The sequence below is a fragment of the Kitasatospora purpeofusca genome (genome assembly GCF_042691725.1).
Taxonomy (GTDB): Bacteria; Actinomycetota; Actinomycetes; order Streptomycetales; family Streptomycetaceae; genus Kitasatospora; species Kitasatospora purpeofusca_B.
Genome location: NZ_CP170483.1, coordinates 177,408 through 191,009, shown reverse-complemented (window position 1 = coordinate 191,009; position 13,602 = coordinate 177,408). Strand labels below are relative to the sequence as shown.

The window sequence follows — 13,602 nt, the reverse complement described above, 5'->3', positions numbered from 1 at the left end:
GGGCGGGCGCGGTCACGGAGAGGGCGCCGGTCCCGGAGGCGGTGCCGGGCACGGCGGTGGCGGGGTTCGGGTTCACTTGACGCTCCCTGCGGTCAGACCGGCCTTCCAGTGCCGCTGGAGCAGCACGAACGCGAGCACGAGCGGCACGACGGCGAGCAGCGAGCCGGTGATGACCAGCGGGTAGTACTCGGGGAAGGCCTTGGTCTGGGCGTTCCAGCTGAACAGGCCGAGGCTGACCGGGAAGAGCCGGTTGTCGGAGAGCATCACCAGCGGCAGGAAGAAGTTGTTCCAGATGGCGGTGAACTGGAACAGCAGCACGGTGACGAAGCCGGGCATCACCATCCGCAGCCCGATCGACCAGAAGGTCCGCAGCTCCCCGGCGCCGTCCATCCGGGCGGCCTCCAGGACCTCGTTCGGCACGTAGCCGGCGCAGAACACCCGGGCCAGGTAGACGCCGAAGGGGTTGACCAGCGAGGGGATGAAGACCGCCCAGAAGGTGTTGACGATGCCGAGCTCGGAGGCCAGCAGGTACATCGGCAGGGCGAGTGCCGTGGTGGGCACGAGCACGCCCAGCAGCACGAGGCCGAACAGCTTCTCCTTGCCGGGGAAGCGGTAGACGTGGAAGGCGTAGCCGGCCGCGACGCACACCAGCGCGCACAGCAGGGAGCCGATCCCGGCGTACAGCAGAGAGTTGAGGTACCAGCGGAAGTAGATGCCGTCGCCGGTGGAGGCCAGGTCGCTCAGGTTCCGGCCGAGCTGGAAGTTGTCGGCGCCCAGGGCGTTCCCGCCGAGGAGGTCGGCGGTGTTCTTCGCGGAGGCGGTCAGCAGCCAGCCGAGCGGCCACAGGGTGTAGACGGTGGCCAGCACCAGGGTGCCGTTGACGGCGGCCTTGGAGAGCGTCCAGGGGCGGCGCGGGCGGTTCGCGCGGCCCGGCCGGTCGGGCGGGGCGCTGCTGGGGCGGGTGGCGGTGGTGGTCATGCGTCGGCCTCCCGCCGGCGTTCGGAACGGCCCCGGGTGAGCCGGGTGACGGCGAAGGAGAGCCCCGCCGCGGCGAGGGCCAGCAGCACCGAGGCGGAGGCGGCGAGCCCGTAGTCGTGGCGCTCGAAGGCGGCCGTGTAGGCGTACATGTTCGGGGTCCAGGAGGAGGTGACGCCCGGCGAGGTGCCGTAGAGGATCATCGGCTCGGTGAACAGCTGGAGCGAGCCGATGACGGTGAACAGGCCGACCATGGCGATCGAGGGCCGGATCAGCGGCACCTTGATGCTCAGGGCGGTGCGCAGCGGTCCGGCGCCGTCGACGACGGCGGCCTCCAGCACCGAGCGGTCGATGGCCTGCAGCGCGGCGTAGAAGATGACCAGGTTGTAGCCGGTCCACTGCCACAGGGCCATGTTGACCACGGCGGGCAGCGGGTGGCCGAGCGGGTCGGGCTGGGTGCCCAGGGCCTCCAGCGCGTCCAGTACGGGGCTGATGCCGGGGGTGTAGAGGTACATCCACAGCAGCGCGGCGATGATGCCGGGCACGGCGTGCGGGATGAACAGCGTCAGCTGGAAGAAGCGCCGGGCGCGGGCCAGCGTGGAGTCCAGCAGCAGGGCCAGCACGAGCGCCAGGCCGGTCATCAGCGGGATGTAGAGCAGGCAGTACTGGGCGGCGGTCAGGAAGCCGTCGCGGAACGCCGCGTCCGACAGCGCCCGGGTGTAGTTGCCGAGCCCGGTGAAGACCGTCTCGGCGTCGCCGAAGCCGAGGCCGGAGCGGCGTTCGGTGAACAGGCTGAGTTTGATCGCGTAGCCGATCGGGATCAGCGTGCACGCGGTGAAGAGCAGGAGGAACGGGGCGAGCAGCACGGCCGGTGCCCCGTACCGCCCGCGCTGGCGCCGGCCGGCGCCAGCGCGGGCGGTACGGCCGGGATGGGTGCCGGAGGTCACTGGGCGACCTTCAGTCCGCGGTTCTTGAACTCGGCGAGGGTGGCCTGCTGCGCGGTGGTCAGCGCCTCGTCGATGGTGCCGGTCCGGCCCGCGACCTTGCCGAAGGAGTCCTTCAGCGAGCCGTTGGTGACGCCCATCGCCGGTCCCCAGGTCCAACCCGGCTTGACGGACTTGGCGGCGTCCGAGTAGAGGGCGTAGAGGTCCTGGCCGCCGTAGAAGTCGGTGTTGAAGGCCTGCTTGGCGACCGGCACCAGCTCGGTGGCGGCCGGGTAGGCGGAGGAGGTGCCGGAGGAGATCCGGGCCTTGAAGCCGTCCGCGGTGGTGGTCGCCCAGGTGGCGAACTCGACGGCCGCCTTGGCCTTCTTGCTGTCCTTGGACACGGCGAAGGTGGTGCCGCCGAGCATGCCGCTGGCGGGGCTGCCGTCCCAGCTGGGCATCGGCGCGGCCGCCCAGGTGCCGTTGACCTCGGGGGTGGTGCCGACGTTGGCCTTGAGGACGCCGCCGCCCCAGGTGGCGCCGAGGTAGCCGGCCGTCTCGCCCTTCTGGAGGGACGCGGTCCACTGCTGGCTGAAGGACGGCATGACGCGCACGAGGTCCTCGTCGGCCAGCTTCTGCCAGTACTCGGAGACCTTGCGGGTCTCCGGCCCGGTGAGGTCGGCCTTCCAGGCCTCGTCGGCGGCGGCGAACCAGTGGGCGCCGTTCTGCCAGGCCATCGCCTCGAACGTGGTCGGGTCGTCGGGGAAGAAGGAGGCGATGCGGGTGTCGGGCTGGGCCGCCTTCAGCTGCTGCGCCGCGGTGCGGAACTCGTCCCAGGTCCTGGGGACGGTGATGCCGGCCTTGGCGAAGAGGTCCTTGCGGTAGTAGAAGACCTGGGGGGAGGCGTCCAGCGGCAGGGCCCAGGTCCGGCCGCCGAGCGAGGTGAGCTCGACGGCCTGCGGCAGGTACTTGGCCTTGAGGTCGTCGCCGACCAGCTTGCCGATGTCCTGGACGGCGCCCTGGCTGACGAAGTCCGGCAGCTGCGGGTACTCGACGTTGAAGACGTCGGGGGCGTTGCCGGCCTTGACCGCGTTGGAGATCTTGGCGTAGCCGCCGGCCGCGCCCGCCGGGATCTCCTCGAAGGTGACCTGGATGTCCGGGTGGCTCGCGTTGAACGCGGCGACCACGTCCTTGGTGCCCTTCGCCCAGCCCCAGAAGGTCAGGCTGACCGGCTTGCCGTCGTCCGCGGCGGTGGTCGCCGCCCCGTCGCCGCTGCTGCCGCAGGCGGCCAGCAGGGTGACGCAGAGCGCGGCCGAGGTGGCCGCGGCGGCGGCGCGGAGGGCTCTGCGCCGGGAGAGGGGGGTCGAGCGCATCGGTGGGCTCCTTAGGACGAGGGTGCGCGGGGCCCGGAGCGGTCGGCTCCGGCCGGGACCCGCAGAGGGTGGGGGCGATTGGCTGTCATCCTGAGCAGGTCGGCGATCGGAGTCAAGAGATTTGGATCAAATGATCTGACCTGATCGACCTCTCCGGCCCTCGAAGATGCCCCTGTGACCTCCGGAATTGCCGAAAAGTCGGGGCAATCCGCCCGCATGGCGGCAACATCACAATCCGATCAAGCCGCTCATTTGATCGCGTCAGCTTGACGAATGATCAGGTGCTGCCTAGATTCCGGCTCACCACCCGATCACGGAGGACCTCATGCGCCTGCCCCCGGAGGACCGCGACCTCAGCCCGCACACCGGCTGGACCAGGGAGCACTGGGAGGCGGTGGCCGACGCCCTGCTGACCGCGGTCCGCCCGTACGCCAGTCCCGGCGGAGCGCTGATCGACCTGCCCGGCCCCCGCCCGAGCCGATCCGGGCGCCGCTCCGACGGCCTGGAGGGCTTCGCCCGCACCTTCCTGCCCGCCGCCCTGCGGGTGGCGGGCGCGGGCGGCGCCGATCCGCACGGCCTGCTGGCGCACTACGCCGCCGGACTCGACGCCGGTACCCGGACCCCCACCGGCGAGCGCGACCTCGCCGACGGCGACCGCGAGTCCTGGCCGCTGATCACCGACCGGGGCCAGGCCATGGTCGAGGCCGCCTCCATCGCCTTCGCGCTGCGCCTCACCCGCCCCTGGCTCTGGGACCGGCTGCCCGGACCCGTCCGCGACCGGGTCGGCCGCTGGCTCGCCGACGCCCTGCACCGCGCGCCCAACGACAACAACTGGTGGCTCTTCCCGCTGTCCGTCGGCGGCTTCCTCGCCGAGGCCGGCATCGCCGAACCCGAGGCCCGCGCCGCGGTCCGCCGCGGGCTGGAGCACATCGACCGCTGGTACCTCGGCGACGGCTGGTACACCGACGGCCGCCCCCGCGCCTTCGACCACTACAACGGCTGGGCCCTGCACCTCTACCCCGTCCTGCACGCCCACCTCGCCGACGACCGGGCCCTGCGCGCCGAGTACGGCGAACGCCTCGCCGCCCACCTGGCCGGCTACGCCCACACCTTCGGGGCCGACGGCGCGCCCGTCCACCAGGGCCGCTCGCTCACCTACCGCTTCGCCGCCACCGCCCCCCTCTGGGCCGGGGCCCTCACCGGCCACACCCCGCTCGCCCCCGGCACCACCCGCCGCCTCGCCTCCGGCGCCCTGCGCCACTTCCTCGACCGCGGCGCCGTCGACGACCGGGGCCTGCTCACCCTCGGCTGGCACGGACCCGACCTCCGGCTCGTCCAGGTCTACTCCGGCCCCGCCTCGCCGTACTGGGCCGGCAGCGCCTTCCTCGGCCTGCTGCTCCCGCCCGGCCACCCGGTGTGGACCGCGCCCGAGGGGCCCGCACCGGCCGAGGAGCGCGACACCGTCCTCGCCCTGCCCGGGCCCGGCTGGCTGGTGCAGTCCACCGCCGCCGACGGCCTGGTCCGGCTGCACAACCACGGGAGCGACGACCAGCCCGCGGACGCCGTCGGGCCCGACGATCCGCAGTACGCGCGGCTCGCCCACTCCACCGCCACCGGGCCGTCCTTCGAGGGCCCCGCCGACAACCACCTCGCCCTGCTGACCGACGCCGGACCCACCGAACGCGGCCGCGTCCACCCGCTCGGCACCGGGCCCGGCTGGGCCGCCTCCCGATGGCACCCGCGCGTCGGCGGCCGCGACCTGCCCGGCGTCACCGTCACCTCGCTCACCCTGGCCCACGGCGCCGAGGAGGTCCGGGCCCACCTGGTCACCGGCGGTCCGGTCGGTACCCCGGTCACCCAGACCGGCTGGGCCGTCGCGGGCCGGGGCACCGAGCGGCACGCCGTCACGGGCGTCCGGGCCGACGGCCGGCTCGCCTCCGAGCTGCACGCCCTGCACGGCTTCACCGCCGCAGGCAGCGAGCGCGTCCCCGGCGGCACCGCGTTCGGCCCCGAGGCGGCGCTGCCCCGGCTCACCGGGGAACTGCCCACCGGCGGCCCCGCCCTGTTCGCCTGCGCCGCCAGGCTCACCGCCGCCGACCAGCCGTCCGCCCTCGCCGACGCCGTCACCCTGAAGGTCCGGCCGGACGAGCAGGACCCGGAAGCCGTCCTGCTGACCGTCCGCCTCGCCGGCGCACCGAGCCTGCGGATCCGCCTGGCACCGGCCGCCGTCACCGTCCACCCCGCCGAAGGGGACTGAACCGCCATGCCCCTCGCCCTCGCCACCCTCGGCCTGCCCGGGCTCCCGCTCGACCGGGCCGCCGCCCTCGCCGCCGAGCACGGCTGGCACGGCCTCGAACTGCGCTGCGCCGACGACCAGCCGGTCCGCCTCGGGCTGGACGCGGACGAACGCCGGCGCGCCGCCCGCCTGCTGTCCACCGCCGGGCTCCTCCCGCTGACCCTCGCCTCCTACGTCGGCGTCGCCGCGCCCGGGCCGGACGCGCCGGTGCTCGCCGGGCTGACCGCCCACCTGCGGCTGGCCGCCGACCTCGGCTGCCGCCACCTGCGGGTCTTCCCGCACGGCGGCCCCGGCCCGGCCGCCGAGGCCGACGAACGCGCGGTCCGCCGCCTGCGCGCGGCGGCCCCGCAGGCGGCGGCCCTCGGCGTGCGGATCCTCGTCGAGACCCACGACTCCCACCGCGCCGGGGCCGTCCTGGGGCCACTGCTGAGCCGGGTGAATCACTCCGCGGTCGGCGCGCTCTGGGACCTGCTGCACACCTGGCTGGCCGGCGAGACCCCGGCACAGACCCACCGCGCGCTCGGCCCTCACCTCGGCTACGTGCAGGTCAAGGACGTCGCCTCGGCGGACGACCTCACCCCGCTGCCGCTCGGCACGGGCGTGCTGCCGGTCGCCGACTGCCTGCGCCTGCTGCCGCCCGGCACCTGGGCGGCCTGGGAGTACGAGGCCCCCTGGCACCCGCGCGCCGCGCCCCTCACGCCGCAGCTGGGCCCCGGGGCGCGGCACCTGTCCGCGCTGCTGCCGAGGTAGGGCACGGTCGGCGGCGGGCCGGTGATCGTGAGGTGCCGGCCGCGATGGTGCTCGTGGCGCTTGCGGGCGGATCGGCCACGGTCACGATCACCCGCGGCGACGGTTCACGGTCGCGCGGTGCCGCCCCGTGCATCGACGCCCGTTGGGGAACCGGTTCCTCCCGACGTCTGGTCCGCCACCGCCGCCTCGCCGGCGTCGGCGGTCGGGACCGGTCAGCGTGAGGCCGGTCCGACGCTGCGAACCCACACGGGAAGAGGCGCGGCCTCCGGCTCGGGCGCGGTCTGCTCCCGGTCGCTCAGGAAGCCCTCGACCACGGCGCCGAGATCGTCGGAAGGCACGTAGGCGCCGCCGAAGGGCAAGTCGTCGGCGGCCACCGACCCGGTGGAGCAGCGGAGCTGCCCGGCCTGCTCGTCGTGCCACACGTAGAACGTCGCCACGCCCGGGAAGCCCGTCTCGCGGATGCGGAGCCGGATGCCTTCGGCCGTCCGCTCGAATGCGGCGACCACCTCCGACACGGACAAGGCCCGCCTGTCCTCGTCATCCGTACTCAGCCACCAGGTGTTGGTCTCCCACTCCACCCGCCGGTCGGTCGGCTCCAGCACCAGCGGTTCGTCCGCCACCTCGGCGATCCATGTCAACAGCACCCTGGCAGTGTCCCGGCACGCCGAAGGCGCCGGGCCCTTCGGTGTGCCGGCGCTCCGCGTGGGGGTGCCGCAGGGGCCGACTGCGTGCGGTCGCGGCCGCCCGGTGCCTGCGCGGTCGAGCGTACGAGGCCCCTGGCGCCCGTGCGCTGCGCTTTCGTATCGCAGCCGGCTGCCGCGGCGCGGGATCGGTCGGCACTCCTGCCGGGCCGACCGCATCCGGTGCGGCTGTGCCACCGTCGCGCGGGCTGCGTGCGCCCGCTCGCCGGGTGGCCGGTCGAGCCCGAAGCCTCCTGGCACCCGCGCGCCGCGCCCCTCACCCCAGGGGCGCGGCGCCCGTCCGCGGTGCCGCCTGCTCGGCCCCGCAGGAGGCGCGCACGTGCAGGACCGGGAGCAGCGCCGTGCGGTGCACCGGCAGCTCGGCGCCGGCCGCCAGACGGCGCAGCAGCAGGTCGACCGCCGCCCCGCCCACCGCGCGCTTGGGCGGGGCGACGGCGGTCAGCGGGGGCGCGGCGAGCGCGGCGAAGACGTCGTCGTAGGCGACCAGCGCCACGTCCGCGGGTACCGCGAGACCGGCCGCGCGCAGCAGCGGCGCCAGCCGCAGCGCGTCCTGGTCGTTGTGGACGAGCACCGCCCGGGTCCCGGACCGCACCGCCTCGGCGATCCGCGCCACCAGCGGCTCGGGATCGGCCGGCAGGTTGCCGGGCCCGAGCGTGTCCAGCGCCGGCAGGGCGGGCAGCCCGAGCAGCCGGGTGCCCTCCCGGTACCCGGCCCGCACCTCGGCGGCCGTCCAGGAGTCGCCCCGGGCGGCCAGCAGCACGCTGCCGTGGCCGAGCCCGGCCAGGTGGCGCAGGGCGCTCAGCACCCCGTGGCGGTGGTCGGAGGCCACGGTGTCCAGTCCGGATCCGGGGCCGTCCGGGGTGGGGGAGCGGCGTTCCACCAGCACGGCGGGCACCGGCAGGGTGTCCAGCCAGGCGTAGTCCTCGGCCGCCCGGCCGGGGACCAGGCCCGGGGCCAGCAGCAGGCCCTCGGCGCCGGACTCCAGCAGGCGCTCGGCCTGCAGCCGGTCGCCGCCCGCCCCGTACGGGGCGATGCCCAGGACCAGCCGGGCCCCGGCGGTGGCGGCGGCGGCCCGGGCGCCGGCGATCACCTCGTCGAAGTAGGAGCCGACGGAGGGCACCAGCAGGCCGAGGGCGCGGCCCTCCCCGGGGCCGGGGGCGATCGGCTGTCCGGCGGCGTCCGGGCGTTCCAGGGAGACGAAGCCGTGCGAGCGGGAGAGCCGGCCGGCGTCGGCGAGCGCGGCGACGTCGCGGCGGACCGTCACGGCCGGGATGCCCAGCCGGTCGGCCAGCCCCGTGAGGCGGACCCGTCCGCCGAGCTCGCCGACGGCCGACACGATCAGCCTGCGGCGCTCTTCCCCCGAGATGGCCATCCTGGCCTCCATCCGTCGTGCCCGCCGACGCGTCGTCCGGAAGCGGTCAGCCGATGATATTCCGATCGAAGGGTATCGTTCGATCGAAAATTGATCAATAATGCGGATGATCGCCGATCGATTGACCGTGCGATCACCGAACTCCTAGGGTGACCACGGTGGCCGCCGCCGATCCGCCCGCAGCCACCCGCGCAGCCGTGCGCCCGGACCCACCGAGGTCCCACCCCCTCACTCCCGCTCCCCTCCCGCGGAGGACCCGATGGCCGACCAGGCTCCCCACCACCCCGCCCTCACCGCCGACGGCGACACCTTCCTGCGCGACGGACGTCCGCACCGGATCGTCTCCGCCGCCGTCCACTACTTCCGCATCCGCCCCGAACAGTGGACCGACCGCCTCACCCGGCTGCGCGCCATGGGCGTCAACACCGTCGAGACCTACGTCGCCTGGAACTTCCACCAGCCCACGCCCGATCGCGCCGACTTCGCCGGCGACCGCGACCTCGCCGCCTTCGTCCGCGCCGCCGGCGACCTCGGCCTCGACGTCATCGTCCGCCCGGGCCCCTACATCTGCGCCGAATGGGAGTTCGGCGGCCTGCCCGGCTGGCTGCTCGCCGACCCCGCGATGCGGCTGCGCCGTCTGGACCCGCCCTTCCTCGCCGCCGTGGACGCCTGGTTCGACCACCTGGTGCCCGTGCTACTCCCGCTGCTCTCCTCCCGCGGCGGCCCGGTGGTCGCCGTCGCCGTGGAGAACGAGTACGGCAGCTACGGCAACGACACCGCCTACCTCGAACACCTGAGGGACGCCCTGGTCGCCCGCGGCGTCGACGTCCTGCTGTTCACCGCCGACGGCGCCGAGGACGGCTTCCAGCTCGGCGGCCGGGTGCCCGGACTCCTCACCACCGGCACCTTCGGCTCCCGCCCCGAGGAGTCCCTCGCCTGCCTGCGCCGCCACCAGCCGGTCGGCCCGCTGGTCACCATGGAGTACTGGTGCGGCTGGTTCGACCACTGGGGCACGCCGCACCACGTGCGCGACGCCGGGGACGCCGCCGCGGTGCTCGACGCCCAGCTCGGCGCCGGCGCCTCGGTCAACCTGTACATGGGCCACGGCGGCACCAACTTCGGCTGGTGGAACGGCGCCAACCACGACGGCACCACCTACCAGCCGGACGTCACCAGCTACGACTACGACGCCCCGGTCGGCGAGGCCGGCGAACTCACCGAGAAGTTCCACCGCTTCCGCGAGGTGATCGAACGCCACCTCGGCCCCAACCCCCACCCGCTGCCGTCCCTGCCCGCCCGCCTCGCCCCCCGCACCGCCCCCGTCACCGCGAGCCGCCCGCTGCTCGGCGCGCTCGGCGCCCTCGGTGAACTCTCCACCGCGCACCACCTCCGCGAGCCCCGCCCGATGGAGGAACTCGGCCAGAACCTCGGCCTCATCCACTACCGCACCCGCCTGCGCGGCCCGCTCGCCCACGGCGAACTGCGCGTGGACGGCCTCGCCGACCGCGCCCAGGTCTTCCTCGACGGCGAACCCCTCGGCGTCCTCGACCGCAACCACCCGGAGCAGGCCCTGCCGCTGCGGGTGCCCGAGGGCGGCGCCGTGCTCGACCTGCTCGTCGAGAACCTGGGCCGGATCAACTACGGCCCGCTGCTGCACGATCCCAAGGGCATCACCGGCGGCGTCCGGGTCGACCGGCAGTTCCAGTTCGGCTGGGAGGTGCGCCCGCTGCCCCTCGAGGACCCGACGACCCTCGCCCTCGGCGCGCCCTCCACCGCCGACGGCCCCGCCTTCCACCGCGCCGAACTGACCGTCGACACCCCCGCCGACGGCTTCCTCGCCCTGCCCGGGTTCACCAAGGGCATGGTCTGGCTGAACGGCTTCGCACTCGGCCGCTACTGGGACCGGGGCCCGCAGCGCACCCTCTACGCCCCGGCGCCGCTCTGGCGGGCCGGCGCCAACGAGCTGCTGATCCTCGAACTCCACCGCCCGGGCGACCACGTCGAACTGGCCGAGGGCCCCGACCTCGGCCCCGTTGTCCCCGAGGAGCGCTACGGCTCCTGACCCCTCCCGCCCCGCGGGCGCGCGCCGGCCTACCGGCCCGTGCCCGCGGGGACCCCGCACCGTCCCTCCGCCCGGTGACCGAGTGGTAGGTTCCTGTCCACTTCGACAGACCGGCCCACCGACAGGGAGTGCCATGCCGATCCCGGCGGACGATCGCCGTGCCCGCATCCTCGACACGGTGCGCGGCCTGGGCACCGTCCGGGTGGTGGACCTCGCCGAGCGGCTGGGCCTGCCGGCCGTCACCGTCCGCCGGGACGTCGCGACCCTCGCCGACGCCGGCCTGCTCCGCCGCACCCACGGCTCCGTCTCGTCCGGCGACGCGGCGGCCGCGGCCGCCCCCGCGCCGGCCCGCCCCGCCGAGGCCCCCACCCTGGGCCTGCTCGTCCCCGCCGTGGTGCAGTACTTCGACGAGGTGATCACCGGCGCGCGCACCGCCGCGGCCGAGGCCGGCGTCCACCTGGTCCTCGGCATCTCCTCGTACGAGGCCAGCGCCGACCGCGTCCAGGTCGACCAACTCCTCGCCTCCGGCGTCCAGGGCCTGCTGCTCGCCCCGAACTGGACCGCCGCCGACCGCCCCGAGGACCACGCCTGGGTGGCCGAACTCCCCGTCCCCGCCGTCCTGCTGGAACGCCGCCCGGCCCCCGGCAGCCCCGCCGCCGCCCTCGACGCGGTCGGCTCCGACCACCGCCACGGCGTCCTGCTCGCCCTGCGCCACCTCGCCGCCCTCGGCCATCGCCGGGTGGCCCTGGCGGCCCGCACCGACACCTGGACGGCCCACCAGGTCCGCCTGGGCTACGCCGAGGCCTGCCGCACGCTCGACCTGCCCGCCGAACCCGTCATCGACGTCCGCACCCCGGCCGCCGGCGTCGACGGCGTCGCCCATCGGCTCGCCGAGGCGGTCGCCGACGGCGTCGGCGCCGCGCTCGTGCACAACGACCAGGACGCCCTGCAACTGCTTCCCCTGCTGCGGGCCAGGGGCGTACGGGTCCCCGAGGACCTCGCCCTGGTCGCCTACGACGACGTCTTCGCCGCCCTCGGCGCCCCGCCACTGACCGCCGTGGCCCCGCCCAAACGCGCCGTCGGCGCCGCCGCGGTGGACCTCCTGGCCCGACGCCTCGCCACCACCGGCCCCGCCCTGCCGGTCCACCACCTGGACCTCCTGCCGACCCTGACGGTACGCGAGTCCTCCGGAGCCTGACCGCGGCCGGGCCGCCGTGCTACCGAGGCCGGCCCCTCAATCGCGCAGCCCTGCCGGTCGCACCCGCCCTGTCGAAAGTCCGGCCCGCAGCCGCCCGGCGATCCGGGCGGTCTCCTCGGCCGGTACCTCCAGCAGTCCGGCGCTCTCCCACACCAGGGCGGCCGTCTGCTGCTCCTCGTACGGCACGCCGGGCGGCAGCGCGGCCACGTGGATGTGGACGTGGCTGTTGCCGCTCTTCGAGCCGAGGCTCTGCACGTAGATCCGTTCGGTCGGCACCACCTGCCGGAGCGCCGCCCCGGCGCGGTGGACGAGCCGCCAGAGGTTCGCGGACTCCTGCTCGGTGAAGTCGCCGATCACGTCCTCCCGGTGCTCGACCGGGGCGACCAGCAGCTTGCCGAGCAGGGTCGGGTACCGGTCCAGGAACACCACGTGGTGCTCGTCGCGGTGGACGATCTCGTGTCGGAACTCCGGGTCCCCGGCCAGCATGCGGCAGATGAAGCACGGCCCGGTCCGGGACCGTTGTGCGTAGGCCCGTTCGTCGAACCCGACCCGCTTCACCGTGCCGCCCCCTGTTCCAGCTCGCCGGTGAGGGAGGCCTCCAGCTGCCGCATGGTCGTGGTGAAGGCGGCTTCGAGGTCGATGCCGTACTGCTCGGCGATCACGACGACGGACCACAGGCAGTCCGCCAGCTCGTGCGCGAGGCCGGGGCCCGGGGGCGCCGGGCGGACGCCGTCGGCGGCCTGGGTGAGTTTGGCGAGGTCGCCGACGTCACCGACGAAGCCGAGCACGAAGTCCTGCCGAGACCAGGTGCGGCCGGACCTGGCCTGGTTGAGCTCGTCGTAGAGGGTGTGGACGCGCATGGCCTGCCTGGTGATCTCGCTGAGGTCCACGGGCCTGTCTCCGATCAGTGGGGACGTCGTGGGTGATGCGACCGGTCTCAGCGGGCGCGGAAGGTCACCGCCCGTCCGGCTGGTGCCGATCCCGACCCCGACCCCGATCCCGAGCCGAGCCCGGCCACCCCGAGGCCTGACTGCCGCTCAGCTGCACCAGTCCGGGCCCTTTCCCCACCAGTCGCCGGAGTTGTAGTCCCGGCCGCCGTAGTAAATACACTGCCCGGGTGCGTACAGATAGGCCGTGGCGTAGTAGCTGAAGTTCTGCCATTCCTCCTGCCTTCCACTGCCGTCGCCGAAGGTCAGGTAGGCGCCGGTCAGCGTGGGGGTTCCGACCTTGGTGTTCTTGATGGTGGCGACACAGTTCTTGCCGGTCGACCTGCTGTAGGTCAGGTAGACCGTCGAGGTGCCGCCCGGCAGGTCGAAGGAATCGACCGTGGCGTAGCTGGATCCGCAGGCCGTCTGGGGGGTGTAGGCGGTGGTGGTCGCGTTGGCGGCTGCGGGCACCGCGAACAGGATCGAGCCGGCCATCACGGCGAGGGCGGCTGCGCGAGCGGAGTTCCTGCGGAACATCCCTGACTCCTCGGTGCGATTCGTACTCCCGACAATTGACGTGCCGAACCAGGAGAACAGGAATGCGCGGCAATGACCGGTGGAGGGCCGTGCGATTGTCCGGAACGGCGCCAGGACGGGCCGATTCCGCGCCGGAACCGTGTTGTCGGGACCGGAAACGGAACCGGAACCGACCCTGCCCGGCGCCGCGCCCGGGAGTTCGCGAACGGAACACCTCCGCCCTTTCCGGCGGACGGGTCCGGCCTGCGGTCGGGACGACCCGACCCGACCGCAGACCGTGCCGGTCCGGGTGATCGACCGTGTGAATCGCCGGACCGGGTGCCGCCGCCGCGTTCCGACGGGATCCGATGGGGGATCCGGGTTTGATCGAACACGGGCGTCCGGTGATCGAACACCCGGGCCGCGCACGGAACGGTCGGTCAAGATGCTCGACTTTCCGTCATGTCCGGTCAACTTCCGTCTGGTCCGCAGATCCCAGGCTTGCAGTCG

Annotated in this window: 12 protein-coding genes; 4 read left to right on the top strand and 8 right to left on the bottom strand. The window is 74.4% G+C overall.

Going from position 1 to position 13,602, the window contains the following annotated elements:
- Positions 1-72 precede the first annotated feature (72 nt).
- From ACFCLZ_RS00880 to ACFCLZ_RS00870, 3 genes are read right to left on the bottom strand one after another with little or no spacing between them, the layout of a single operon-like run.
- Positions 73-978: a carbohydrate ABC transporter permease gene (locus ACFCLZ_RS00880; protein ID WP_380282619.1), complete on the bottom strand. Its 906-nt coding sequence runs from the start codon at positions 976-978 to the stop codon at positions 73-75.
- The gene (locus ACFCLZ_RS00875) at positions 975-1,922 is read right to left on the bottom strand and encodes a carbohydrate ABC transporter permease (RefSeq protein WP_380282618.1); all 948 of its coding nucleotides are present in this window, start codon (positions 1,920-1,922) and stop codon (positions 975-977) included. The genes ACFCLZ_RS00880 and ACFCLZ_RS00875 overlap by 4 nt, the downstream gene beginning before the upstream one ends.
- On the bottom strand, positions 1,919-3,271 hold the full coding sequence (locus tag ACFCLZ_RS00870) for an ABC transporter substrate-binding protein (protein ID WP_380282617.1): 1,353 nt from the start codon (positions 3,269-3,271) through the stop codon (positions 1,919-1,921). Before ACFCLZ_RS00870 ends, ACFCLZ_RS00875 begins: the two co-directional genes overlap by 4 nt.
- Before the next feature lie 325 nt (positions 3,272-3,596).
- On the opposite strand from ACFCLZ_RS00870, the gene ACFCLZ_RS00865 reads away from it, so the two are divergent.
- Both ACFCLZ_RS00865 and ACFCLZ_RS00860 read left to right on the top strand, forming a co-directional pair.
- Entirely contained in the window at positions 3,597-5,528 is a 1,932-nt protein-coding gene (locus tag ACFCLZ_RS00865) for a DUF2264 domain-containing protein (protein WP_380282616.1), read from the top strand.
- Between the two features lie 6 nt (positions 5,529-5,534).
- Positions 5,535-6,317, top strand: coding sequence for a sugar phosphate isomerase/epimerase family protein (locus tag ACFCLZ_RS00860; RefSeq protein ID WP_380282615.1), 783 nt, complete (start codon positions 5,535-5,537; stop codon positions 6,315-6,317).
- Between the two features lie 212 nt (positions 6,318-6,529).
- Here the strand turns inward: ACFCLZ_RS00860 and ACFCLZ_RS00855 are convergent, their stop codons facing one another.
- Together ACFCLZ_RS00855 and ACFCLZ_RS00850 are read right to left on the bottom strand one after the other, a co-directional pair.
- A complete protein-coding gene (locus ACFCLZ_RS00855) occupies positions 6,530-6,937 on the bottom strand; it encodes a hypothetical protein (RefSeq protein ID WP_380282614.1) in 408 nt (135 codons plus the stop codon).
- A gap of 337 nt (positions 6,938-7,274) precedes the next feature.
- Entirely contained in the window at positions 7,275-8,390 is a 1,116-nt protein-coding gene (locus ACFCLZ_RS00850) for a substrate-binding domain-containing protein (protein WP_380282613.1), read from the bottom strand.
- Between the two features lie 259 nt (positions 8,391-8,649).
- Here ACFCLZ_RS00850 and ACFCLZ_RS00845 point away from each other — a divergent pair, with 259 nt between their 5' ends.
- Positions 8,650-10,452, top strand: coding sequence for a beta-galactosidase family protein (locus tag ACFCLZ_RS00845; RefSeq protein WP_380282612.1), 1,803 nt, complete (start codon positions 8,650-8,652; stop codon positions 10,450-10,452).
- 133 nt (positions 10,453-10,585) lie between these two features.
- Positions 10,586-11,650, top strand: coding sequence for a substrate-binding domain-containing protein (locus ACFCLZ_RS00840; protein ID WP_380282611.1), 1,065 nt, complete (start codon positions 10,586-10,588; stop codon positions 11,648-11,650).
- A gap of 36 nt (positions 11,651-11,686) precedes the next feature.
- Here ACFCLZ_RS00840 and ACFCLZ_RS00835 read toward each other — a convergent pair whose 3' ends face one another.
- The 3 genes from ACFCLZ_RS00835 to ACFCLZ_RS00825 all read right to left on the bottom strand — a co-directional run bounded on the left by ACFCLZ_RS00835 (position 11,687) and on the right by ACFCLZ_RS00825 (position 13,113).
- Complete coding sequence (locus ACFCLZ_RS00835) at positions 11,687-12,136, bottom strand: HIT family protein (RefSeq protein WP_380282610.1); 450 nt, start codon at positions 12,134-12,136, stop codon at positions 11,687-11,689.
- A 68-nt stretch (positions 12,137-12,204) separates the two neighbouring features.
- Positions 12,205-12,540: a MazG nucleotide pyrophosphohydrolase domain-containing protein gene (locus tag ACFCLZ_RS00830; RefSeq protein WP_380282609.1), complete on the bottom strand. Its 336-nt coding sequence runs from the start codon at positions 12,538-12,540 to the stop codon at positions 12,205-12,207.
- A gap of 147 nt (positions 12,541-12,687) precedes the next feature.
- Positions 12,688-13,113: a spore-associated protein gene (locus tag ACFCLZ_RS00825; RefSeq protein WP_380282608.1), complete on the bottom strand. Its 426-nt coding sequence runs from the start codon at positions 13,111-13,113 to the stop codon at positions 12,688-12,690.
- Positions 13,114-13,602: the final 489 nt, after the last annotated feature.

Bases quoted from the DNA above. Each gene is read 5' to 3' on its own strand.
- ACFCLZ_RS00835 (WP_380282610.1), bottom strand. From the start codon at position 12,136: ATGCTGGCCGGGGACCCGGAGTTCCGACACGAGATCGTCCACCGCGAC.
- ACFCLZ_RS00880 (WP_380282619.1), bottom strand. From the start codon at position 978: ATGACCACCACCGCCACCCGCCCCAGCAGCGCCCCGCCCGACCGGCCG.
- ACFCLZ_RS00870 (WP_380282617.1), bottom strand. From the start codon at position 3,271: ATGCGCTCGACCCCCCTCTCCCGGCGCAGAGCCCTCCGCGCCGCCGCC.
- ACFCLZ_RS00865 (WP_380282616.1), top strand. From the start codon at position 3,597: ATGCGCCTGCCCCCGGAGGACCGCGACCTCAGCCCGCACACCGGCTGG.
- ACFCLZ_RS00845 (WP_380282612.1), top strand. From the start codon at position 8,650: ATGGCCGACCAGGCTCCCCACCACCCCGCCCTCACCGCCGACGGCGAC.
- ACFCLZ_RS00825 (WP_380282608.1), bottom strand. From the start codon at position 13,113: ATGTTCCGCAGGAACTCCGCTCGCGCAGCCGCCCTCGCCGTGATGGCC.
- ACFCLZ_RS00860 (WP_380282615.1), top strand. From the start codon at position 5,535: ATGCCCCTCGCCCTCGCCACCCTCGGCCTGCCCGGGCTCCCGCTCGAC.
- ACFCLZ_RS00850 (WP_380282613.1), bottom strand. From the start codon at position 8,390: ATGGCCATCTCGGGGGAAGAGCGCCGCAGGCTGATCGTGTCGGCCGTC.
- ACFCLZ_RS00840 (WP_380282611.1), top strand. From the start codon at position 10,586: ATGCCGATCCCGGCGGACGATCGCCGTGCCCGCATCCTCGACACGGTG.